Source organism: Verrucomicrobiia bacterium, assembly GCA_035574275.1.
Classification (GTDB): Bacteria; Zixibacteria; MSB-5A5; order DSPP01; family DSPP01; genus DSPP01.
In genome coordinates, this window is the sequence record DATLYY010000060.1 from 31,243 (window position 1) to 57,230 (window position 25,988).

11 protein-coding genes are annotated in these 25,988 nt (G+C 56.7%); 9 read left to right on the forward strand and 2 right to left on the reverse strand.

Translation table 11 applies throughout. The annotated features are described in order from the left end of the window. The first annotated feature begins 53 nt into the window (after window positions 1–53). Window positions 54–1,565 carry an SBBP repeat-containing protein gene (locus tag VNL73_08335; protein HXF49414.1) on the forward strand — a complete coding sequence of 504 codons (1,512 nt, stop codon included), beginning with the start codon at window positions 54–56 and terminating at the stop codon, window positions 1,563–1,565. A 34-nt stretch (window positions 1,566–1,599) separates the two neighbouring features. Here the strand turns inward: VNL73_08335 and VNL73_08340 are convergent, their stop codons facing one another. Both VNL73_08340 and VNL73_08345 read right to left on the reverse strand, forming a co-directional pair. Continuing rightward, window positions 1,600–3,663: a GAF domain-containing protein gene (locus VNL73_08340; protein HXF49415.1), complete on the reverse strand. Its 2,064-nt coding sequence runs from the start codon at window positions 3,661–3,663 to the stop codon at window positions 1,600–1,602. 2 nt (window positions 3,664–3,665) lie between these two features. Beyond that, window positions 3,666–5,003: an ATP-binding protein gene (locus tag VNL73_08345; GenBank protein HXF49416.1), complete on the reverse strand. Its 1,338-nt coding sequence runs from the start codon at window positions 5,001–5,003 to the stop codon at window positions 3,666–3,668. Window positions 5,004–5,325: 322 nt separating this feature from the next. Here VNL73_08345 and VNL73_08350 point away from each other — a divergent pair, with 322 nt between their 5' ends. The 8 genes from VNL73_08350 to VNL73_08385 form a co-directional block, all read left to right on the forward strand. Further along, a complete protein-coding gene (locus tag VNL73_08350; protein HXF49417.1) occupies window positions 5,326–6,660 on the forward strand; it encodes a M20/M25/M40 family metallo-hydrolase in 1,335 nt (444 codons plus the stop codon). Beyond that, a complete protein-coding gene (locus VNL73_08355) occupies window positions 6,653–7,690 on the forward strand; it encodes an ATP-binding protein (protein HXF49418.1) in 1,038 nt (345 codons plus the stop codon). Before VNL73_08350 ends, VNL73_08355 begins: the two co-directional genes overlap by 8 nt. Then, complete coding sequence (locus tag VNL73_08360; protein HXF49419.1) at window positions 7,687–9,054, forward strand: sigma-54 dependent transcriptional regulator; 1,368 nt, start codon at window positions 7,687–7,689, stop codon at window positions 9,052–9,054. Before VNL73_08355 ends, VNL73_08360 begins: the two co-directional genes overlap by 4 nt. A 43-nt stretch (window positions 9,055–9,097) precedes the next feature. Then, window positions 9,098–9,835 (forward strand): tetratricopeptide repeat protein, encoded by a 738-nt coding sequence (locus VNL73_08365; protein HXF49420.1) that lies wholly within the window; start codon window positions 9,098–9,100, stop codon window positions 9,833–9,835. Window positions 9,836–10,497: 662 nt separating this feature from the next. After that, complete coding sequence (locus tag VNL73_08370; protein ID HXF49421.1) at window positions 10,498–11,376, forward strand: hypothetical protein; 879 nt, start codon at window positions 10,498–10,500, stop codon at window positions 11,374–11,376. Between the two features lie 222 nt (window positions 11,377–11,598). Continuing rightward, window positions 11,599–14,517, forward strand: a complete 2,919-nt coding sequence (locus VNL73_08375) for a putative Ig domain-containing protein (protein HXF49422.1) — start codon at window positions 11,599–11,601, stop codon at window positions 14,515–14,517. 754 nt (window positions 14,518–15,271) lie between these two features. Further along, entirely contained in the window at window positions 15,272–17,548 is a 2,277-nt protein-coding gene (locus VNL73_08380) for a FlgD immunoglobulin-like domain containing protein (GenBank protein HXF49423.1), read from the forward strand. 40 nt (window positions 17,549–17,588) lie between these two features. Then, window positions 17,589–25,988, forward strand: an 8,400-nt coding sequence (locus VNL73_08385) for an Ig-like domain-containing protein (GenBank protein ID HXF49424.1), incomplete at its 3' end; no start/stop codon positions are given.

Consider the following 25,988-nt stretch of genomic DNA (forward strand, 5'->3'; position numbering starts at 1 on the left):
TTTTTTAGTTTCTATTCCACTATATTATTTACACCCAGCGGGAGAGACAGCCAATGACCCGCCTTTCAAAATTTCCGGCCAAAATCGCCCTCTCCTTTTGCACCCTGTTTTGCCTGTGGCCCTGCTTTGCATTTTCTGACGATGTCGATACCGCCTGGGTACGGCGCTACAACGGGCCGGGGAATGGGGATGACAAGGCCGTGGCAATTGCTGTTGACTCCAGCGGCAACGTGTATGTCACCGGCTCCAGCTTCGACAGCACCACCGGCTATGATTACTGCACCATTAAATATCTGCCGAACGGGGATACGGGGTGGGTGCGAAGATACGACGGGCCGGGGCGACCGGACGGCTTGGAAGGTCAAAATGATTTTGCCGTGGCTCTTGCTTCAGACAAGGAGGGGAATGTTTATGTAACCGGCACTGCTGCTACACCACTTTGCTTGGGGGGGTATGGAAGCTCGGATATTGTTACCATAAAATATTTACCAAATGGAGAGACTGGGTGGGTAAGAAGCACCTCTGCTCCTTTTTGTGATCGTGCCGATTTAAGTGCCTTGGGGCTTGCTATGGATTCTCGCAGTAATCTCTACATTGCCGGTCAGGGCTTTCACCCCTTGTATGGATGGTATGGCTTCGCACTTAAATATGATTCCGCGGGAAACGATATTTGGGGTGCTTCAAGATGGTTTTCAGAACCTTCCAATGTTTTATCACCAATTGCGGTGAATTCAACAGGAAGCAATGTTTGCATTATCGACTATGATGGGATCTTTAAATACGATTCGCTCGGCAACGAGGTTTGGGCGGAATCTTTCCCCGCTCGGTCACGCTCAGTAGCGGTGGACAATAATGGAAACACTTTTGTGGTTGGTGCTGACGACAGTAATTTTGTCGTGATTAAGTATGACCCTTCCGGAGATTCGCTCTGGGTCAGGCGTTCCAACAGCAGGTCGGAAGAGTGGCAAGGTGCGTCGTTTGTTGCCGCCGACAAACAAAACAATATTTATGTAGTGGGTAATTACGCTTCAATTCCCGACGATGTAGCTTGGACGGCGACAAAATACGATTCAATGGGAAACCAATTTTGGTATCGGGCGTATAGAGGAATCAATTTCGGGCAATTACGAGAACCAAGAGCTATGGTTTTGGACACCACAGGGAATCTTTATGTTACTGGGTATGACGCTTGGTTTGCTGCCACCTTAAAGTATGACCCTCAAGGAAATTTGCGGTGGGAGAAAAAATTTGGCGACGCCAATCACCCGGCCGAAATGCGAGGCATTGGGATTGACCAAAAAGGAAATGTTTTCGTTGCCGGTTTCAGCCAGTCGGATTTCCTAACAATAAAATACTCTCCCCTCCCTCAATTAAAAGGGGATTTGAATTTGGACGGGGTTTTGGGGTTGCAGGACGTGATTTATGCGGTGAACTACACTTTTATGGGGGAGCTTCCACCGGCGGCGCCTTCGGCCTGCGACATCAATTGCGATGTGAAGATTACACCGGCGGATGTGGTGGTTTTGCTGTTGATGGTTTTTGCGGAAATACCGGCCCCGTGTTAATAACGCAGGGGCACAATAAATTGTGCCCGTTTATCTAATACGGGAAATCTATTTTAAATGTAGTGCCAACGCCGGGGGTGGAGTCCACGTCAATTCTTCCGCCGTGGGCTTTCACAATGCGGTCGACAATCGCCAAACCCAAACCGGTGCCGGAGTCCTTGGTGGTGAAATAGCGCTCGAAAATCCGGCTCAAATTCTCCGGCGCAATGCCGGCCCCCTCGTCCGAAACGGTAAGCCGGACGCACTTTTCCGCCCCTTTTTCCACCGGGGAAAGCGCAATGGAAATCCGTTTGCCGTCCGGGATGCTTTCCAAAGCGTTCAAGACCATATTGAGAATTAACTCCACGATTTCGTTCTCGTTGACCAAAACCCGCGGCAGCTCCTCCGGCGCGGAAAACTCCAGGCGAATGTTTTTCTTGGCCAAATCCCCCTCGATTAACTTGAGCGCCCGCTTGACCAAATCGGCCAGGTTCTTGGGCTGGCGCTCGTACTTGCGGGGGTTGGAAAAGTCCAAAAGTTCCTTGACCATGTCGGAAAGCCGCATCGCCTCCTGCTCCAGCGAGGCCAGAATCTTGTCCTTTTCATCCAGCTCGTCCCATTTGTCCCGCAATATCTGCAGCCCCCCCCGCACGTTGGTCAAGGGCTTTTTCAAATCGTGCGTTATTTCGGTCATCATGTTCCCCATCGTCACCAAGCGGGCGGCGTTCAAAATGGAGCGCTGGCGCTCGAACACCGTGGCGGCCTGCGAGGTCACAATGGAGGCCAGCCGCTCCTCCTCCTCCGTATAGCGTTTCCGGTCGGAGCGCCCCAAAACCAAAACCCCGTCCAAAAGCTTCGGGCCGAACAGAGGGAGTAAAAGAAAATGCATCTCCGGCCCGTAGGCCTTCTCGATTTTTTGCGAAAGGGTGGCATGGGACAACGTCCGGTTTTCGGCCTCGGATCTGGAAAGGGAAAGTTCAAGGATGGCGCGTTTCGGCCGGTGGTTCTGCCCCACTTCGGAGGCCAGAAAAAGCTTCTCCTTTTCCGGGTCGTAGGTTAACCACAAACCGGTCTGGATTTCCATCAGCTTCCCCAACGTCTCCACCACGATGCGGGTCATCTCCTCGTAGCGGTCGAGATTCGAAAGGCGGCTGGCAATCTGGTACAGGGCGGAAAGCTCGGCCACCTTGGCCTGGCTGGCCCGGTAGTTCTGGGCGTCGGACAAAGCCAGCGAAGCAAGCGAGGCAAAAGCGGAAAGAAGATTCAAGTCCTCTTCGGAAAAAGAACTCGCATCTTTTTTATCGGCGAGGTTCAAAACCCCCAACACTTTTTCCCCCAGCTTCAGCGGCACGCACAAAAGGGACTTGGTTTCGTACTTTTCGCGGCTGGCGCGGGCAAAACGGGGATCGGTTTCCAAATCCCGCACCAAAATCGGCTGGGCGGTCTGGGCCGCCTGCCCGGCGATGGAAACCCCCACCTCGAGGCGGGTGGATTCAATGACTTCCCGGGAAAGTCCCAAGGCGGCGCGAATGGTCAAATATTTCCCCTCCGGGTCCAAAAGCATGATCGAGCCGACCTTGGCCCCCAGAACGCCGGCCGCCAAGGTCACGATGCGCCCGAGCAAATCATCCAGCTTTTCGCTGGAGGAAAAGGAGAGGGCGGCCTGGTAGAGCGCCTCCTTTTGGGAAATCTCCCGCTTCAGGCGCTGGTTGGCCTCGGAGAGTTCGGCCATCAAGGTGCGCTTGGCCATATCCACTTCCCGCTTGTCGATCGCCCGCTTGACCAGCCGCTTCAAATCGTCGATATCCACCGGTTTTAAAATGTACTCGTACGCCCCGGCGGAAACGGCGGCCATGGCGGACTCCAGCGAGGCGTAGCCGGTCATCAAAACCACCAGCGCGTCGGCGTCCTTCGCGCGGGCTTTTTTCAAAACGCTCATCCCGTCGGCTTTGGGCATTTTGATGTCGGACAAAATCAGATCGTAGGGGGTGGTCTCGATTTTCGAGACGGCGGCCTCGCCATCGGTCGCCGTCTCGATGGTGTATCCCTCCCCGCCCAAAAGCGCGGTCAGGGATTGGCATATCCGCTCCTCGTCATCGACAATCAAGATCCGCTTCATAATTATAATTTCTCTTTGACCGGCAGCCGGACAATGAAGGCGGCCCCTTTCGGCGTGCGGTTTTGGGCGCGGATGATGCCGCCGGTTTTGCTCACGATCCCCAAACAGACGGAAAGCCCCAGCCCGGTTCCCCCCTTGTCCCGTTTGGTGGTGAAAAAGGGCTCAAAAATCTTTTCCAGATTCTCCGGCGCAATCCCTTCCCCCGTGTCGGCCACCTCGGCCTCCACGTAGCCGTTTTCGGCGCGGGTGGAAACCTCCAGTTTTCCGCCTTCCGGCATCACCTCGCGGGCATTCATCAGCAAATTCAAAAACACCTGCTTCAGCTGGGCCGGGGAGGCCTCGATTTTCGGCAGGGAACGGGGGAGGTTTTTCACCACCTCGATATTGGAGGAGGCCAGCTGTTTTTCCAGAAGCACGACGGTCTCCTCCAAAACCTGGGAAAGGTCCACGTGGGCCATCTCCTCCGCTTTGGGGCGGTAGAAATCCAACAACTGGCGGACGATTTTGGCGATGCGGTCCACCTCTTCCTTGATCACCTGGTAGAAGGGGTAATTGGGATCCTCCGGCTGAAGCTGGGGGGCAATCAGGGCCAGGTAATTTTTTATGATTCCCAGCGGGTTGTTCACTTCGTGGGCGATGGTGGCGGAAAGCTCCCCCAGGGCGGCCAGCTTTTCCAGCCGGATCAGCTGGTTCTGGGTGTCCCGCAGCTGGGCGTTCGTGTTTTTTTCCATCTCGTACAGCCGGGCGTTTTCCACGGTGACCGCCAGCTGGTTGGCCAGGATGGAAAGAAACTCGATGTCGTTTTCCGAAAAGGGAAGCCCGGAGATTTTGCCGGTCAAAACCAAAATCCCCTCCAGCCGGTTCTTGACGGAAAGAGGAATCACCAGTTCCGCCTCGACGGCGGCGAGCTTCTCCACCTCGCCGGTCTGGCCGCCGATTTTTTCCTTCAGCTCCGCAAACAGGATGGCCTGGTTGCGGCGGAGCAAAAACTGGCACAAAACGCCGCCCGCCTCGCAAAAGACTCCCTCCCAGCGGCCGGCGGCAATCCCCTTGGCCTTGACAAAAACGAGCTTTCCTTCCTCCGGATTTTGCTGGATGGCGATGGCCGCGCCGGAGGTTCCCATCTGGCCGATGGCCGTGAGCAGAATGGAGTCCAAAAGTGACTCCGTTTCCAGCATGGCGTTCAAATGGCGGGAGATTTCGAAAATGGTGTATAAATCGAAGATTTTCCGCCGGTGGGCGCGGTTGGCCTCCGTCAACTGGGTGATTTTGGCTTCCACCGCCTGGCGCAAAAGCTCCACTTTTTCGGGGAGCTTTTCGGGCGTGTCAAAATCGGGCATACGCATCCATTTCTAACTTCGGCAGTTTTTCTTTCTGGATTGAACCATCGCCTCCCGGAGAGGGCCAAAGCCGCCCCTCCCCGCTTCGTCCGCTACCCGTAAAGCTAAGCTTTGGGGCCGCCCAAGTCAATCCGAAAGGGGGATTAAAAATTGTTTCACGCGAAACAATTTTCCCAAGGCGAAACCCCGATTTGCGTTACCCGGAGGCAAAACGGGTTTTTGGCGCCGGGCGGCTTTTGGGGGCCGGCAAAAACGGCGTTTTTGCGACGTTGATTATGGCACCCCAAGCGGTATATTGGGGTTGCAAAAACAATGGAGATTTATGCCGCAAATTGATTTCGCCAAAGCCGGGGAAGAGGGAAACAAAATACTTTCGGACGTCATCCGCATCAACACGACGAACCCGCCCGGGGATGAGCTGCCGGCGGCGCTGTACTACAAAAAGCTTTTTGAAGATGCCGGATTGAAACCGGAGATTTTAAAACCTTCGGAAATGCGGGCCAATCTAATCGTCCGCTTGAAGGGTTCGGGGAAAGCCGGGCCGCTCATTCTGCTTTCGCATCTGGACGTGGTCGGCGTCGAAAAGGAAAAGTGGAAATATGACCCCTTCGAGGCGGCCGTCGACGACGGTTTTCTCTACGGCCGGGGGGCGATCGACGATAAAGGGATGGGGGCGCTTTTTGCCGAAATCGTTCTGCAACTGGTTCGCAACAAAATCCCGTTGAAGCGGGAGATACTCTTTGTTGCCTGCGCAGACGAGGAAGCCGGGGGGAAGCAGGGGATTTGCTGGCTGATTGAAAAACACCGAGACAAAATCGCCGCAGAAGCGGCCATCAACGAGGGGGGTCGGGTCAAACAGAACAACGGCAAAGTGGAGTATGTGGCCATCCAGAACGCGGAGAAGGTGCCCTATCACATTCATCTGAACGTGAAGGGGACGCCGGGGCATGCCTCGGTTCCCCTCCCGGACAACGCCATCTTCCGGCTGGCCAAAGCGGTCGCCAAAATCGAGGAATACAAAACCCCCTTGAAATTGAACCAAACGACCCGGGCGGTTTTTAAGGGGATTGCCGAATTGGACCCCGCTTCCCCCACCGGGTTTTTTGCCCGCAACATCGACGACCCCCTCATCGGCGCCTATGCCCGGGAACAATTGACCAGGCATCCCTATTTCAATTCCATTCTGCGCAACTCGATTGCCCCGACCATTTTCAAATCGGGGATACGGGAAAACGTTTTGCCTTCGGAAGCGGAGGCGACTTTGAACTGCCGGCTTTTGCCCGGCGAGAAAATCGAGGAGTTCGTGGCCGAAATTAAAAAAGCCGTGGCGGACGATTCGATTGAAATCTCCTACCGGCAGGGGAAGGCGGCGGGAGTGGATCCCTCGCCGGTCTCGCACGAGCTTTTTCAAGCGCTGTCCTCTTCGGCGAAAAAAACCTGGCCAGGGGCCGTGGTTTTCCCCTTCATGTCCACCGGTGCCACGGACTCGGCGGAACTTCGTTCCATCGGGGTTGCCTGCTATGGTATTCTTCCCTTCCCCTTGACCGAGGCGGACGAAGCCCGGATGCACGGGCATGACGAACGGGTTGCGCTCAAAAGTTTTACCGAAGGGTTGGTGTTTATTTATCACGCATTGGAGGAAGCGGCCTTTGCGTAGCCGCTGGAAACAGCTGGCCATTGTGGCCGGGCTGGTGGCGGTTTTTTCGATCCTGCATTATATAACGCCCGCTTCCCGGCCGATTCTGCATGACGTCTGGCGGAAACTGTACTTCGTTCCCATTCTTTTGGCGGCTTTCTGGTTCGGGATGCGGGGAGGGCTTGCCTCCTCCGTTTTGATTTCGATCATTTATCTGCCGCACGTTTTGCACCAGTGGGCGCACATTCACACCCAAAGGGAGGATGCCATCTTCGACATCCTGCTCTATAATATTGTGGGGGGGCTGACCGGCTTTTTGGCGGCCCGGGAGCGGGAGCAGCGGGAGAAATTGGAACAGGCGCAAAAGGAGCTTCTGCGGGCCGACCGGCTCAAGCTTTTGGGGGAGCTTTCGGCCGGGATGGCGCACGAAGTGCGCACCCCTTTGGCTTCCGTATTGGGCTCCGTTGACATTTTGTCCAAGGAGAGCGCCCGCCCGGAAGAGAAAAAAGAGTTTCTGGATATTTTGAAAAAAGAGGTGCACCGGCTGGAGCGGGTGGTGAACGATTTTTTGAACTACTCCCGCATCGAGAAGAAAGATTTTACCTCTTGTGATTTAAACGACGTGGCCCGCCAGGCGGAGGGGATTTTGCGTTCGCATCCATTGGGAAAGCGGGTGCGGGTGGCGCTGAATTTGGAAGGTGAGCTGCCAAAAATTCTGGGGGATTCCAACCAGCTTTGCCAGGCGGTTTTGAATTTGGCGGTGAACGGCATGCAGGCCGTGGGGGAAGGAGAAATCAAAATCTCCACCGGTATAAACTCCGGCGGCCGGCGGGTTTTTCTTTCCGTCTCCGACCGGGGGCCGGGCATTCCGCCGGAAAATCTGGAAAAAATCTTTACCCCGTTTTTCACCACTCGGCCGGAGGGGGTGGGGCTCGGTTTGGGGATTGTGGAACAAATCAGCTCGCTGCATAAAGGGGAAGTGAAAATCGAATCGAAGCCGGGAGAAGGTACAACGGCCATCTTGTTTTTTCCGGCGTTGGAGCCGAAATGAAAGAGCCGTTGGAAATCGTTTTGGTCGAAGACGATCCCTCATTTCTGCGGGTGATGGAGTTTTCTTTAAAAAAAGAGGGATTTGCCGTCACCTCCTTCCCGGACGGCGGGAAGGCGCTGCCCTATCTATTGAACAACAAGGCGGCCATCTTCATCACCGATTTGGCGATGCCGAACGTCGGCGGCATCGAGCTTTTGCGCCGGCTCTCCGGGCAGGGTTCAAAAGCCACGCCGGTGGTCATCACCGCCTACGGCACCGTCGAGACGGCGGTGGAGGCGATGAAGCTGGGGGCCTTCGATTATCTGACCAAGCCGTTTTCGCCGGAGGAGCTGGTTTTGGTCGTCCGTCAGGCGCTCAAGATGCGCTCGCTGGTTTCCGAAAACCAGCGGCTCAAGGAGCAGCTGGCGGAAAAATTCCGGCCGGAGAATTTCGTCGGCTCCTCACCGGCCATGGAAACGGTATTCGCCTGGATCGCCAAAGCGGCCGGCTCGACGGCCAATGCTTTAATCACCGGGGAGTCCGGCACCGGCAAGGAGCTGGTGGCGCGGGCGCTGCATTTTCATTCCCCCCGCGCCTCCGGCCCTTTTGTGGCCATCAACTGCGCGGCGATCCCCTCCAACCTTTTGGAAGCGGAACTTTTCGGCTACGTGCGGGGGGCCTTCACCGGGGCGATCCGGGACCGGGAGGGGAAATTCGAAGAGGCGGAGGGGGGGACTTTATTTTTGGACGAGGTGGCGGAACTGCCGCTCGAAATGCAGGCGAAGCTTTTACGCGTTCTGGAAGACAAGAAGATTTCGCGATTGGGCGGCAAGGGGGAAGCGGCGGTCGATTTCCGGCTGGTGGCTTCCACCAACAAGAAATTGGAGCAGTTGATTGTCGAAAAAACGTTTCGCGAGGATTTGTACTACCGGCTTTCCGTGCTGCCGGTCGAACTCCCCTCCCTGCGGGAACGGCGGGAGGATATCCCGTCTTTGGTCTCCCATTTTTTCAAAAAGTTCGGGGCGCCGGAGCTGCGGATTTCGGCGGAGGGGATGGCGCTTCTTTTGGCCTATCCATTTCCCGGCAACGTGCGGGAATTGGAAAATATCTGCGAACAAATCTCGGTGCTCCGGCGTTCGAATGAAATCGGTGCGGCCGACCTGCCGGAAAAGGTCCGCCGTTACAGACCGGAAAAGCCGAAACTCTTTTTCGAGCCGCCGGAAGAAGGGGTCCATCTGGAGGAACTGGAAAAGGAGCTCATTCGGTTCGCGCTCGAGAAATTCGGCGGCAACCAGACCAAGGCGGCCCAATATTTGGGCATCACCCGCCCCACATTAATATATAGACTGGAGAAGTACGGCTTTGTTAAAGGGAGGAGCGGTTAAAAAAGCGCTTGTGGGGCGGGGTTCTTTTTAGTTAAATGCGGATATGGAGAAGATAATCTGTTCTTCCTGCGGAAGTGAGAATTTGAAGGAGGCGCGGTTTTGCGCTTCCTGCGGGGCGGCTCTGTCGGAGCCCAAAATTTCGGCCTGCCCGCAATGCGGAAAGGAAGTGAGCGGGGAGGAAAACTTCTGCCCGGCCTGCGGGGTGAAATTGAAGGGGGCCGTGCAGCCAGCGGATTTTCACAGGATTCCGAAAAGTGCGCCGTGGGTGGCCTTGGGGCTGGTGGCGGCCGGGCTCATATTTATTTTCGTTTTCGTTTCCTCGCAGTCCCCCCCGCCCGGCGGCGGCTCCGGCAACATGCCGGCCGCATCGCAAGGAGAGCCCCCTTTGCCCCAGCTTTCGGACGAGGAAGTTGCCAAACTGCCGAAGGATTTTGCCAAACTGGTGGAGATGGGGAACCATTACTTCGACCACCAGCAGTTTCACGACGCCATGGTGATTTACAAGAAGGCCTTGGAAATCGACTCGACCGCTTTGGACGTGCGCACGGACTACGCGGCGGCGCTCAACTTCATGGGGGATTTTGCGGGGGCCAAACGGGAGCTGGAAAAAGTGCTGGCCCAAAACCCCAAGCATGTGGTGGCCACTTTCAATCTGGGGGTCGTTTACATCAACACAGGGGACAATACCCGCGCGCGCAAGTACTGGAATAAATATCTGGAACTTGACCCCAACTCCCCCCGGGCCGGGGAGGTGCGGAAAATGCTTGCGGAGTTGAAATAATTTTATAAATTAAGGGAACCAAACGGCCCCTTCGGGCGTTTAAAGGATTAGCTGATCAGGGGGTTTAACTTTTTGGTCAGCAGAAAACGGCTAAGACCGGAAACGGCGCAACCACATTCTGAGTTTCCTGCCCCCCTCTCAGAATTTTGCGACCCTCCATCTTAGCCGTTTTTTATTTTCCCCTGCATCACATGGAGGTCTAAAGACCTCCGCCTTGCCGTCCCCTTGGGCCCACCTTCCTTTTTGCGGGGGGCTGCGGCCCCGGGCCGGGGGTATGGCAAAATGCAAAAAAAAACTATTGACAAGTTCGGGGGGGCTTTTATATTGATAGTGCCTCGGTGAAAGAAGCTTAAGTAAAGTTCCAAATTTATGGACTTGAACAAGCGGTGAGGCAGAATCAGCCGGGCCTCTTTGACAGAAGAGGACGACAGCACGGTTGGTCTGAGGGGGCCAACAGCATCCCGGACGTACAGCAGTAGGAAGAACCTGATACCGTAAAAGGAACTGTATCGCCATGCGGGACGTTTGTCCCTGCGCAGGTTCTTTTTGGCGTTTAAACGAAAGACATTCGGGCCTTCGGGAGGAAAAAGAGCGGGTTTCTTGCTAAAGAGTGTTGGCAGTGAAAGCAAGTAATGGCTCTTTTTCCAAATAGGAGGCACGCGATGTCGGTCAAAAAAACGGTACTCGGATTGGGGTTTGCAACTCTGATGTGTACGAGCGGAGCATTCGGCGGCACGCCGCAGGTTTTTCTTTCCGTGGTGGACACGGTGCTCTACCCCAACATCTCCGATCCGAACGGGGCTTTGGGAACAAGACTCTTGACGGTGCGGATGAACAACCCGGTGGTCCATGTGGGAGGATATAGCATCTCTTTGTCCAGCTCGGAACCTTCCATCATCAATTTCGGCTACAACAGCATCGACACCATTCCGCCGGACACGGTCATTTACTGGGACTGTACTCCGGCTCCATGTCACTGGGATACCCTCATCACCTGCCCCACCAACTGTTACAACTACAATACCCAGGTTTACACTTCAGGAACCCGCTCCGCCAATTTTGATTTCATGGACGGCGGCCGGCTTTCCGAAATCGTCGTTCAGGTGACCGGCCAGGCCCAAACCAACGCCGGGCCGGTGATGCAGCCGGGGAACGGCGTTTTGTTCCGCGTGCCTTTGGTCATCTTTCCCATTTCCGACAGTATTCCTTTGGCCCAAAGGCAGGTGGAGATTTACCTGGATTCGATTTATTCGACGGTTTCCGATTCATCGGGGAACACCATCTGGAAGGCTTCGGATACCACGCTTTCCCTCACGCACGGCACGGTGACCATTCCGTATTCGATGAAAGGGGACTGCAATTTCGACGGGGTATACTCCCCGACGGACGTGGTGATTTTGCTGGGATGGGTTTTTGCCGGCAGCCCGCAGCCGCTTCCATCCCCTTCCGTGGGGGACGTGAACTGCGACGGGCAGTGGACCCCGTCCGACGTGGTGATTTTGCTTGGAAAAGTTTTCAGCGGCAATTCATTGCCCTGTTAAAGAACGAACGATGACCTATAAACCTTTAACCGGAAAGGAGGTGCCCCGCTTAAACGCTCGAGCCGTCTGTAAGCACGAGGCCAACGCAAACGGACAAGGCTGTTTCATTGAGCCGGAACAGCCAGGCTTACCAAACGGAGGGGGAAATCGCCCAAAGCGATTAGAGCTAATAGGGTACACAACTGTTAACGCTTCTTTCGATTTGAAAAGGAGTAACGAATTATGAAGAGTAAACGCATTTTAACCTTGCTGGTGGGTCTTCTGCTGGTAGTGCCCGCTCTGGCTTGGGGACAGGCGAACCCGCAGGATTCGATGATTCTCGAATCCAAGACGGTTTCAACCGGCCTGAACGCCCCCAACGCCGTTCTTCTGCGGCTGGCGATTACCAACCGGGACTCGCTGACGTTCATGACGTGGGCGTGCACGGAATACACCCTTTCCGGCACCGCCTACATGCTGTTCAACAACGGCCCGGGCGCGACCGGCAGAACCTATACGAATTTGATCAATCCGTTGACCAATACGTTACGGTTCTTCTCGGCCGCCGCCTTTGCCAACTACAACGATGCCTCTCCGGACCGCTTCCTGCTTGCGGCCGGTTTCGATCCTGCTGATCCTTCCACGATCGAGCCGCCCAACGCCAGCCGGAAAGATGTATGGGAAGCCCGTTTCAAGGCGACCTCCGGTCTGGGACAGGTTATCTTTGACACCGGCACGGTTTCCGGGCTGCGGAACACCTTCACCAACACTGCTCCGGCTGACTTTCCGGTGAACTATGTTCCCGGCATCGTCACCATTAGTGAGCCGTTCGACATAATAAACTGCTCCGGTGCGGGCGGAAACGTCCTCTATGGCCGGCCGTACACGTATGATTTCAACGAAGATCCAGCCGGGGCACCGGCGGTTTCTTGGGCGGTAGTCGTCGGCCCGGGCTCGATTAGCCCGACCGGCGTTTATACCTTCTCCGGGCAGTGCCCGTTGGGCGCCATTCCGGTGACTATTGAGGCGAGAACGCAAGCCGGTACCGTGCGGCAGTGCCAGTTCACGCTGAACATCATCGACAACGCTCCTTCCTGCACGCCGGCCCAGCCGACCGTTACTGTGTCGCACGGCCAGCTTGCCACCAATCAGATTAACACCTCTGATCCGGATCAGGGCGATGTCGTTTCCGTGGCCCAGACCTCCGGTCCGGGCAGCACCACCGCCGGCGGGGCTTGGTCCTACCAGACCTCCTGCCAGGACGTTGGCGCCTCCCCGCAGACCGTTCAGGAACAGGTTGTGGACGGCTTCGGCTCCTGCCAGCCCGGCCCGCTTTCGGCCACCTGCCAGTTCCAGTTGGTGGTGACCAACGCGCCGCCGAGCATTCAGTGCCCGCCGAACGCGCAGGTTCAGGCCGGCAGCAACTACAGCGCCCAGGCGAACGGCTCGGATGCTGACCCGGCCGATGCCGGCAATTTGAGCTTCGCTTTGGTTTCCGGTCCCGCCGGTTTGACGGTTTCCGCCTCCGGCCAGGTTAACTGGAGCCCGACCGTGGCGGATGCCGGCGCCCACAACGTGACCATCAGCGTCACCGATTTGTGCGGCGCTTCCGCGCAGTGCAGCTACACTATCACGGTGGTCGTCGGGCAGCGCTTCCACATCTGCATCGACACGCTTACCGCGTACCAGAACACCGACGTGGAAGTGGCCATCAACAACCTGGTGCAGGCCGAGGATCCGAACACGGCCTCAAGCGAAAACGTGGGCGGGTTCTCCTTCCTGCTTTCGTATGACTGCGCCTGTTTGCAGTTCCTCTCCGCCCGCAGGGGCGCGATGCTGGTTGCGCAGGACTGGGAATTCTTCACCTACCGCTACGGCGCCGTGGGTAACGGCAACTGCGGTTCCGGGTGTCCTTCCTGCTTGATTCGGGTCGTGGCGATCGCCGACGTCAACAACGGCGCGGACCACCCGAATTTCAACGGCAACAACCAAGGGGAATGGGTGGTGTTGAAATTCCGCACCTCCAACGACCGCACCCTGGCCGGGCAGTGCTGCCCGATTTCCTGGTACTGGTTTGACTGCACGGACAACACCGTGTCGGATGAAACCGGTAACGTGACTTGGGTGGTCGAGGCGCTGTTCACCTCGTCCGGTCTGCCGATTCCCTTGAACGACCCGAGCGTTTCTCCGGGCGACATCTCCAACTGCGACCAGTCCTCCGGCGGCCCGGGGAAACCCTCGCCGCGGAAGTTCCTGGAGTTCTGCAACGGGCACATCTGCCTGCCGACTCCGGAACAGATCGACGACCGGGGTGATTTGAACCTGAACGGTCTGGGATACGAGACCGGCGACGCGGTTCTGTATGAGAACTACTTCATCTACGGGCCGAGCGTGCTCTCCTCCAACCCGACGCACCGGCAGTCGCAGATTGCGGCTTCCGACGTCAACGGGGACGGCATTGTGCTCTCCGTTGGTGACCTGGTGGCCCTGATTCGCGTGCTCACCGGCGACGCCAACCCGCTGCCCCGGATGAACCCGGCGGCCGGCGCCGTTTCCGTGGCGCTTTCCAACGCCGGTTCCGAGTGGACCCTTTCGGCCAGCTCGGCCTCCGATTTGGGCGGTCTCTACCTGAAGTTCCGGGTGGACGGCTCCGTCGCGGCGCCGGTTCTGACCGAAGCGGCTGAAGGGATGACCGTGAAGAGCAACTTGGTCGGCAACGAGCTTTCGGTTCTGGTTTACTCCGAAGCGCGCGACCGGATGATTGCTCCGAACGCGGGCGCCATCTTCACCATGAACGTGGAAGGTTCCGTCGAGCTGATCGAGACCGAAGCGGCCGACTACTACGGCATCGCTTTGCCGGCTCAGGCCAAAGTTTCGGCCCTGCCGACCAAGTTCGGCTTGTCGCAGAACTATCCGAACCCCTTCAACGGCAAGACCAGCTTTGTTCTGGCTCTGCCGGTGGCTTCCGACTACACCGTCACGGTTTACAACGTGGCCGGCCAGGTCGTGAAGCGCTTCGAGGGTTCGGCTCCTGCCGGCAACAAGGTCATCACCTGGGACGGCACGGACCACAACGGCACGCCCGTTTCTTCGGGTATCTACTTCTACAAAGCGGCGGCTAAGGATTACAGCGCCACTTTGAAGATGCTCTACCTGAAGTAATTTGATTCACCGGTTTTGGGAGTTCCCGCCCTTCGGGGCGGGACTCCCGGAATCGTAAAACGCAAACCGGACGAAAGGAGGATTGAAAAGAGAGATCGCCAACGGGTAGTTAAAAGGAATGAAAATGAGCATGACGTTAGTTGGCAGAGGCAGTAAGAAGGAAGTCGAACTGCTTTTTTTGTTTGTAATGGGAAGGTTCCCGGATAGTTGGAGCCGCCAGCAGACGCCGGGATGGTCGCCGCCGGTAAAAGCTGAAAAAGGGGCAGGTTGCAGGGGATTGCATAAGCTGGACATATTAGTCGCAGGGGGGAGTTCCTTAACTTCGTAGGTCTCGCTACCGCTTGGTAAGGGCCCCGGGCCGTCACGGGTGAAGGGGCCGGAACTGAATGTAAAGCAAGGCGTTATGCGGGCCGGTTTGGGCCTTTCATAATGTCGGTGCACCCAAGTTTGGCATGGGTGCGGTATGAGGTTTGCGCAATGAAGGACAGACGGGGTCTTGCGCCCCAAAAAACGATGGTTGCTGGAGGGTTATCATTTTGAATGCCGGTTTTCCTGGAATGACCGGTTATCGGCTTGCGGCACGGCCGGGTCTGATTTTGCCCGGGCGCTTACCCAAAGCCGGTGCAGCCCGCACGGGTGCGGGGCCTTCCGCTCAATTTATTTTTGCCGCCCGGTTTCCGTGGGATGCCCGGCACGGTTTGGAAAGCGCGGTTTCGGCCGGATGAGGAGCCAACGGTCAATGGAAGGAAAAAAGATGGGAAAAAAACTGGTTTTTTTGGTTTTTTTGTTTTTCGTTATCAGCACGGCCTGGAGCCCTTCGGGCCATGCGCAGATTGTGCCTTCCACCACCGAGTCGCTAATCGTCAATTCGGCGACCGTTCCCAACGTGGTCGGCACCACTTTCTCCATCCCCGTCACGCTGGCGAATGCAAGGCCGGTCACCGGAATTTCCGGGCGGCTGGTTTTCGACCGGAATCTTATCGAGCCGATAATTGTCGACAGCACCGTCGATACGACCAAGGATACCGTGTTTTACACCTATTCAATGGTCCGGGTCGGCCGGGGGACGGCGCTGCCGGCCTTTAATGCGGGGGATGCGGGGCCGGGGGCGGTCGGGTTCGTTCTTTTTTCCCTGGACATCGCCGACCGGATCAATCCGGGGAGCGGGCCGATTTGCCTTTTGAATTTCCGGGTAAAAACGACGCTCGATACCACCATTTGCATCCGGCTGGTGGATGACACCGCGGCGGGAGGGCTTCGAAATGCGCTTTCCGATACAAACACGCTCATAATCAATCCCACACTGGAACATGCAAGTCTGCAAATCGGTGCGGGGAGCATAAACGGAGGGTGCGGGCCGGTTACTCCTCCTCCGGGGCCGGGCAATGACCCGCCCACAATCAATCTGATTGCGGCGCAGACGGTGCCGCAGGGTTCAATTTTGTCGTTTACGGTAACTGCTTCCGATCCGGACGGGGATAACGTCACCCTCTCGGCGACCACGCTCCCCCAAAACGCGACTTTCACCACGGTCACCGGCGACTCGGTGGTTTCCGGCACGTTCACTTTTTCCCCCTCCCTTTCGCAAGTGGGGGGTTTTACCGCGGTTTTCCGGGCGGTGGATGATTCCGGCGCCTCGTTTACGCGCACCGCATCCATCACTGTAACGGAAGTGCTGAAGGATGTTTTGTTCTCCTCCTCAGTCACCGGCAAGGCCCCCACAGGGGCTATTCCCGGCAAAAAGCCGGCCTTTTTCCCTATTGATTTGACCGCCCGAGCGCAGGTGTACGGCGTGCAGTTTGACTTGAAGTTTGATACGGCCACCATCCAAATAGATTCCCTTGTCCCGACCGCGCGGCTGGAGAATTTTCTTATCGAATACCGCAATCTGGGGGGCCAGGCGGATCGGATACGGGTTTTGGCCTTTTCGCTTTCGGGGGACTCGGTGCGCCCGGCCACCCTCCCCACCATTATGAACGTGGCCTTAAGCGTTTCACCTCTTGCCCTTCCCGGAAAAAGCGACATCGTCATAGACAGCGGTTTTGAATCGGTCAATCCGGACCCGCGGGTGCCCTCGCAAAGCATGCTGACCCAGAGCGGGGAATTTTTCATCGACCGGTTCGGGGACGCCAATTTGGACACCCTTGTAAATGTGGCGGACGCCGTGGCCCTGGTGGGATTCATTTTGGGGAACTATTCTTTTTCCGTCAGGCAGTTCGATGCCGCCAACACGAACCAGGATTCGCTGGCCAACATCATTGATTTGGTCAACATCATCAATTTGATTTTCGGCGTTCCCCTGCCGCCCGCGGTTCCCGAATATATTGGGCCGCCCGCCAATCTGGCGTTGAACGCAAGGCCTTTTGCCTTCAATTCCAGCGAACCGATCAGGCTGGAAGCGGAACTGCCCGCCGACATCGCCGGCGTACAGGTGCATGTGGCGTACAATCCGGCGGAGGTCCGGCTGGACGTTCCCCAGAAAACGGCTGCCAGCAACAACCTCATCCTGAAATACTTGGAAAACGCCCCCGGAAAAATGAGTTTCGTTTTGTACAACATGGGGGATTCCCGAAACGAGATTCCAACTGGCAATAGCACGATTCTGGAAATTCCGGCCACCCGCCTTTCCGGCATCGGCGACACGATTCCTCCCAAGCTGACCATCACCCGGGCGTTTCTTTCCACGGGGAACGGACAGGGGATTCCGGTGGCCGGGGTGGGGGCCAACGTGCCGCGGCAGTTCGAGCTTTCCCAGAACTATCCCAATCCGTTCAACCCCAAAACCACCATCCAGTTCAAGGTGGCCTCCGCCGACGCCGACGGCTCGCCCGTGCCGGTGAAGCTGGAGGTTTTCAACATCCTCGGGCAGTCCGTCCGGACTTTGGTGGATGACCGGCGCGCCCCCGGCACCTACACGCTGGAATGGGACGGAACGGACCGGAGCGGAAACCGGGTTTCCTCCGGTGTTTATCTTTATCGATTGACCTCCAAGGATTTTTCGGTGACCAAGAAGATGGTGTTTCTGAAGTAACGGCTTTGGGAAAAGCGGGCTTAGCAGAGGAGCAGGTAAAATGATGGGCAGGACTTTAGGAAGGTTAGGGGGGGTTGTTGGCAGCGGGCGGCTTATTGTTGCCGTCGGCTTGCTTTTGTTTTTTGGCGTTTTTTCATCGATTCAAGCCGCCTCCGTGAAATCGGTGCAGCGGGGGCAGGCGACTTTCGCCTCCGGCCAGAATACCCTGCCGGTGACCCTCACCGCCGTGGATCCGACCAAGACCATCGTCTGGGGGGGAATCAACTGGGGGGGCGGGCGGATCAACTCCTCCACCGCCAACTCCAACCGGGTCGGTTTTCAGCTTTCCGGCGCCACCACCCTCAATTTGCAGCGGCTCGGTTCCCCCACGCAGGCCACTATTGTGGACTGGCAGGCGATTGAGTTCAATTCCGGCGTTTCCGTTCAGCGCCGGGACACCACGTTCGGAACCGCCACCACCACCGTCAACGTTCCGATTGCGGCGGTGAATTTGTCTGAAAGTTTCGTCTTGATTTCGGTCGCCACGCCTTCGGGCACCCAAAACACGGACGAGGAGTGGACCGTGCGGGCCCATCTGACCTCCAGCACGAACCTTGAACTATCCCGCAACCAGAGCGGAACGGCCATCACCGTCTACTGGCAGGTGGTTACGTTTACCGGTGCCTCCGTGCAGCGCGGCTTGACTTCCATCGGTGCCGGGGCCTCCTCCGCCGCGGCGGCCATTTCTTCCGCCAATCCAGCCACCAGCTTTCTGCTGTTGACCCAGCGAGGGGACGCCGCGGTCAACGGTATCGAATCGCAATACATGGTTCGCGGTCAGATTACATCTCCGACTTCGCTAAACTTTGACCGGATTTCCACCACCAACAGCGTGGAGATTGCCTGGCAGGTGATCACCCTGACCGACGGTTCCAGCGTGCAGGCCGGCAGCATTCCGTTGGGGAGTGCCGCTTCTTCCGGCACGGCCACCCTTTCGGCCGTCAATTTGTCGCGGAGCGCTTCCTTTATTAATGTGCGGGGAGGCTCCGGTACTTCTACTGCCAACTTGGATGAAACGGCCCTGACACACAGCTTGACGGCGGCGACCACGCTTTCTGTTTTCCGGGGAGCCACCGGCACGGCGGCGGACGTGGGATGGTTTGTCGTGCAGTTTGCCTCCGGCCAGCCTCCCGTACTGGCCGCCATCGGGGCAAAATCCACCAACGAGAACCAGCTTCTCCAGTTTCGAGTTTCGGCCACCGACCCGGATGCCACCACACCTACGCTTTCGGCGGTCGGACTGCCTTCCGGCGCCACCTTTGTGGATTCCTTGAACGGGGCCGGTTCATTCAGTTGGACGCCCTCTTTCACCCAGTCCGGAAGTTACAACGTTACTTTTATCGCTTCGGACGGCACATTGGCGGACAGCGAGGTTGTCGCCATCACGGTCAACAACGTCAATAGAGCCCCGGTACTGAACGCCATTGGTGCCAAAAGCACCAATGAAAACCAACTTTTGCTATTCAGGGTTTCCGCCTCCGATCCAGATGGAACCATCTCCGGTTTGAGTGCCGTTGGTTTGCCCTCGGGAGCCGTGTTCGTCGATTCCACCAATGGCGCCGGGTCCTTCACTTGGACGCCGACGTTCACCCAGTCCGGGGTTTATAATGTGACCTTTATCGCTTCCGACGGCTCTCTGGCGGACAGCGAGGTGGTTGCCGTTACCGTCAACAACGTCAACGCCCCGCCGGTTTTGGCGGCCATCGGCGCCAAATCGGTCGATGAAAACCAGCTCTTGCAATTCCGGATTTCCGCTTCGGACCCGGATGGCGGAATTCCGGCGCTTTCGGCCGCCGGTTTGCCTCCGGGGGCCGCCTTTGTTGATTCCTTGAACGGCGCCGGTTCCTTCAACTGGACACCTTCATTCACACAGGCTGGCACGCACAACGTGACTTTCATCGCCGGTGACGGCGGCTTGGCGGATAGTGAAGTGGTCGCCATTACGGTGAACAACGTCAACCGTCCGCCCGTTTTGGATCCGATTGGGGCCAAATCTACCAATGAAAATCAGCTCCTGCAGTTTAGGGTTTCCGGTTCGGATCCGGATTTGACCACGCCGGTTCTTTCGGCCGCCAATCTTCCCTCCGGAGCGGCGTTGATCGACTCCTTGAACGGCGCCGGTTCCTTCAGCTGGACGCCGACGTTCACGCAGGCAGGCAGTTACAACGTTACCATTGTCGCCTCGGATGGCTCCTTGGCGGACAGTGAAGTGGTCGCCATTACAGTGAATAACGTGAACCGGGCGCCCGTGCTGAACGTCATTGGAGCCAGAAGCACCAACGAGAACCAGCTTTTGCAATTCAGAATTTCTGCTTCGGACCCGGATGGGGGGGTTCCGGTACTCTCGGCCGCCGGTTTGCCCCTTGGAGCCGCTTTTGTTGATTCTTTGAACGGGGCGGGGTCGTTCAGCTGGACGCCCTCCTTCACCCAAGCTGGCAGTTATAATGCAACCTTTATCGCCTCCGACGGTTCTTTGGCGGACAGCGAAGTCGTTCCGATTACGGTCAACAACGTAAACCGGGTTCCGGTTTTGAATGCGATTGGCGCCAAATCTACCAATGAGAACCAGCTTCTGCAATTCGGGATTTCGGCAAGCGACCCGGACGGCACCGTGCCGACACTTTCGACCGTTGGCGCGCCGAGCGGGGCCGTTTTTGTTGATTCGCTGAACGGAGCCGGCTCTTTCACTTGGACGCCGACCTTCTTCCAATCCGGAACGTATAACGTGACCTTTATCGCCTCGGACGGTGCTTTGGCGGATAGTGAAGTGGTTGTCATCACAGTCAACAATGTGAACCGAACGCCTGTTCTTAATGCCATTGGGTCCAAGTCCACGAATGAGAACCAACTTTTGCAGTTTCGGGTTTCGGCCACCGATCCAGATTTGACCACTCCTGCGCTTTCCACGGCTGGTCTGCCTTCCGGGGTGGTGTTTGTGGATTCGACGAACGGCGCAGGGTCTTTTTCCTGGACGCCAACGTATTTCCAAGCCGGGACCTATAATGTCACCTTTGTTGCGTCCGACGGCTCATTGGCGGACAGCGAAGCGGTTACCATCACGGTCAATAACGTCCCGCAGGCCCCCATACTGAACGGAATAGGGGCCAAAAGCACGAACGAGAATCAGCTTCTCCAGTTCCGGGTCTCGGCCGTTGATCCGGACGGCACCATTCCCGCACTTTCCATCGTCGGCCTGCCTTCCGGGGCCGTATTTGTGGACTCGACCAACGGGGCCGGTTCGTTTACTTGGACGCCGGATTTCTTTCAATCCGGCAATTACAATGTAACCTTTATCGCCTCGGACGGCTCGCTGGCGGATTCGGAAGTTGTAACGATTACCGTGAACAACGTGAACCGGGCGCCGCTTTTGAATGCGATTGGCGCGAAATCCACCAACGAGAACCAGCTTCTGCAATTCAGGGTTTCCGCTTCCGATCCGGATTTAACCACGCTTACGCTTTCTACGGCTGGTCTGCCTTCCGGGGCGGTGTTTGTGGATTCGACGAACGGCGCGGGGTCTTTCAGTTGGACGCCTTCCTTTACCCAGGCCGGCAGCTATAATGTGACCTTCATTGCTTCGGACGGCTCTTTGGCGGACAGTGAAGTGGTCGCCATCACGGTGAACAACGTGAACCGGGCGCCGGTTTTGAATACTATCGGCTCAAAAACCGAAAATGAGAATCAGCTTTTGCAGTTTAGAGTTTCGGCCAGCGATCCGGATTTGACTACACCGAGTTTAAACGCGGTCGGTTTGCCAAGCGGAGCTGCCTTTGTGGATTCCACAAACGGGGCGGGTTCTTTCAGTTGGACGCCTTCTTTCACCCAGTCCGGAAGTTACAACGTTACTTTTATCGCCTCGGACGGCTCTTTGGCGGATAGTGAAGTGGTCGCCATCACCATTAATAACGTGAATGCGCCGCCGGTGTTGAATGCCATTGGGGCCAAGAGCACCAACGAGAATCAGCTTTTGCAGTTTAGGATATCGGCCTCGGATATCGATGCCACCGTTCCGACCTTGTCGGCAGCCAATCTTCCCACTGGGGCCGTTTTGACCGATTCTTTGACCGGGGCGGGTTCGTTTAGCTGGACGCCTTCGTTCTTCCAATCGGGGACTTATAACGTCACCTTCATTGCCTCGGATGGTTCTCTGGCGGACAGTGAAGTCGTCACCATTACCGTCAACAATGTCAATCGAGCACCTGTTCTTAATGCCATTGGGGCTAAGAGCACCAATGAGAATCAGCTACTGCAGTTTAGAATCTCGTCTTCTGACCCGGATTTGACCACGCCCACGCTCTCAGCCGTCGGTCTGCCCACCGGAGCGACATTTGTAGACTCGCTCAACGGAGCTGGGTCTTTCAACTGGACGCCAACGTTTTTCCAGTCGGGTAGTTACAACGTGACCTTTATCGCGTCGGATGGGTCCTTGGCCGATAGTGAAGTCGTCGCGATAACCGTCAACAACGTGAACCGGGCACCGGTATTGAGTGCCATTGGGGCAAAGTCGGTCAATGAGAATCAATTGTTACAATTCCGGGTTTCGGCCAGTGATCCGGACTTAACCACGCCGGCACTGTCAACGGTCGGGCTGCCCACGGGCGCCACTTTCGTGGACTCACTCAACGGAGCCGGTTCTTTCAGTTGGACGCCTTCTTTCACCCAGTCCGGAAGTTACAACGTTACTTTTATCGCTTCGGACGGTTCCCTGGCGGACAGTGAAGTGGTGACTATTACGGTCAACAACGTCAATCGAGCGCCTGTTCTTAACGCCATCGGAGCCAAGAGCACCAACGAGAATCAGCTTTTGCAGTTTAGGGTTTCGGCCAGTGATCCGGACTTGACCACGCCGACGCTGTCAACGGTCGGTTTGCCCACCGGGGCTACTTTTGTGGACTCGCTCAACGGCGCCGGTTCTTTAAACTGGACGCCAACGTTTTTCCAGTCGGGCTCCTATAACGTCACTTTCATTGCCTCGGACGGCTCCCTGGCGGACAGCGAAGTCGTCACCATTACCGTCAACAACGTCAATCGTGCACCTGTTCTTAATGCCATTGGGGCCAAGAACACGAACGAGAATCAGCTTTTGCAATTCAGGGTTTCGGCCACCGACCCGGATTTGACCACACCCGTGCTTTCCGCCGTTGGTTTGCCGGCCGGAGCCGCGTTTGTGGACTCTACGAACGGGGCTGGTTCGTTCAACTGGACGCCTTCGTTTTTCCAATCGGGCACCTATAACGTCACCTTCATTGCTTCGGACGGTTCCCTGGCGGACAGTGAAGTGGTGACCATCACGGTTAATAATGTCAATCGTGCACCCGTGCTCGCGGCCATCGGCGCCAAATCCACGAATGAGAATCAGCTTTTACAGTTCAGGGTTTCGGCTACTGATCCGGATTTGACGACGCCGGTACTGTCAACGGTCGGTTTGCCCACGGGTGCCACCTTTGTGGACTCTGCGAACGGGGCCGGTTCTTTCAGTTGGACGCCCTCTTTCACCCAGTCCGGAAGTTACAACGTTACTTTTATCGCCTCGGATGGCGCTTTGGCAGACAGCGAAGTGGTCACCATTACCGTCAACAATGTGAACCGGGCACCGGTGCTGAATGCAATCGGGGCAAAGTCGGTCAATGAGAATCAATTGCTGCAATTCAGAGTCTCTTCTTCAGACCCGGACGGTACCATATCCGCTCTTTCAACGGTCGGTCTGCCAACAGGTGCTATTTTCGTCGATTCCACCAACGGAGCCGGTTCTTTCAGTTGGACGCCTACGTTCTTCCAATCGGGCGCCTATAACGTCACCTTCATCGCTTCGGACGGTTCGCTGGCGGACAGTGAAGTGGTGACCATCACGGTTAATAATGTCAATCGTGCCCCCGTACTCGCCGCCATCGGCGCCAAATCCACGAATGAGAATCAGCTTTTACAGTTCAGGGTTTCTGCCAGTGATCCGGATTTGACCACCCCGGCTTTGTCGGCCGCCGGGTTGCCGGCCGGGGCGATTTTTACGGATTCGCTGAACGGGGCCGGCTCTTTCAGCTGGACGCCGACTTTCTTCCAAGCGGGAACGTACAACGTCACGTTCATCGCCAGCGACGGAGGTTTGGCCGATAGCGAGACGGTCGTTATTACGGTTAATAATGTTCCACGGCCGCCCATCCTTGACCCCGTTGGAGCCAAGAGCACGAACGAGAACCAGTTGCTGCAATTCAGGGTTTCAGCCACAGACCCCGATTTGACCACGCCGGCGCTTTCTGCGGTCGGTTTGCCCGGCGGCGCGACGTTTGTCGATTCCACGAACGGGGCCGGTTCATTTTCCTGGACACCTTCCTTTACACAGGCCGGCGCATACAACGTGACCTTTATCGCCTCGGACGGCGCGACGGCGGACAGCGAAGTGGTTGCGATTACTGTAAACAATGTGAACCGGGCACCGGTGCTCGCTGCCATTGGAGCCAAGAGCACGAACGAGAATCAGCTTCTGCAATTCCGGATTTCCGCATCCGATCCGGACGGGCCCATACCCACCCTGTCTGCCGCCGGTTTGCCCACCGGAGCAACCTTTGTGGACTCCACAAACGGGGCCGGGTCTTTCAGTTGGACGCCGACGTTCTTCCAATCCGGGACATACAACGTCACTTTCATCGCTTCCGATGGTTCGTTGGCAGACAGTGAAGCGGTTACAATCACAATCAACAATGTGAACCGGGCACCGGTGTTGAACCCGATAGGCGGCCGCTCCATTGTGGAAGGCAACAACCTGGCTTTCAACATAAGTTCCAGCGATCCGGATTTGACCACCCCTTCGCTTTCTACGGCGAATCTGCCTTCCGGCGCGAGCTTCGTTGATTCGTTGAACGGCAGGGGGCGGTTCTCCTGGACGCCAGGTTTTACGCAGGCCGGGACGTACAACGTCACCTTCATCGCCTCCGACGGCAACTTGGCGGACAGCGAAATTGTCGCAATCACCGTTTTCGACGCCGGCAACCAGCGTCCCGTTCTGGCCCCGATAGGTGCCAAGAGCGCGGATGAAGGGCAGAATTTGACGTTTGGATTTTCCGCCACCGACCCGGACGCCACCATACCGGCCTTTATCATCCAGAACGTTCCGGCCAACGCCAGCTTTGTCGATTCCGGGAACGGCCGGGGGTCCTTCACCTTCAACCCCGACTTTTTCCAGGCCGGAACCTACAACGTCCGCTTTATCGCCACCGATGGCGCACTGACGGATACCGAGCTGGTGGCCATTACGGTCAACAACGTCAACCGCAAACCGGTCTGGATCGCCATCGGCAACAAGGTGACCAATGAAGGGCAGCTTTTGGCCTTCAACGTCTCCGCCAGCGATCCCGATTTGACCATTCCGGTTCTTTCCGTTTCGGGGCTTCCGAGCGGAGCTGTGTTTGTCGATTCTTTAAATGGGCGCGGGAGGTTTACCTGGACGCCCACCTTCACCCAGGCGGGCGTTTACAACACGAGATTTTTGGCCTCCGACGGGCAGTTGGTGGATACCCAGAACATCACCATTACAGTCAACGATGTGGGGAACCAAAGGCCGGTTTTGGCCCCCATCGGTGCCAAAAGCACCAATGAAAACCAGCTTTTGTCTTTCCGCATTTCGGCCACCGATCCGGATACCGATCCGCTGACTTTGAGCGCAGTTGGATTGCCGAGCGGCGCCGTGTTTGTGGATTCCACGAACAGCGCCGGTTCATTTAGTTGGACGCCGTCTTTCACCCAATCCGGCAGTTACAATGTCACCTTCATCGCCGCCGATGCATCGTTGTCGGACAGCGAAGTGGTTACCATTACCGTTAACAATATTAATCGCGCGCCGGTGTTCGCCGCCATTGGGGCCAAGAGCACCAATGAGGGTCAGTTGCTTTCGTTCCGGGTTTCCGCCACCGACCCGGATTTGACCACGCCCGTTCTTTCGGCCGTCGGATTACCCTCCGGTGCAACTTTTGTTGATTCCTTGAACGGAGCCGGCTCCTTCGGCTGGACACCCTCGTTCACGCAGGCGGGCAGTTACAACGTCACCTTTATCGCTTCGGATGGTTCCTTGGCGGATAGTGAAGCCGTTGCAATAACCGTCAACAACGAGAACCGTGCTCCGGTTTTGAATGCAATCGGAGCGAAGTCGGTCAACGAGAACCAGCTTTTGCAGTTCAGGATTTCATCTTCCGACCCGGACGGCACCACGCCCGTTCTTTCGGCCGTCGGATTACCCTCCGGTGCAACTTTTGTTGATTCCTTGAACGGAGCCGGTTCCTTCACTTGGACACCGACCTTTGCACAAGCCGGAAATTATAATGTGACTTTTATCGCTTCGGACGGTACACTCGCGGATAGCGAAGTCGTTACCATCACCGTCAACAACGTGAACCGTGCTCCGGTTTTGAAT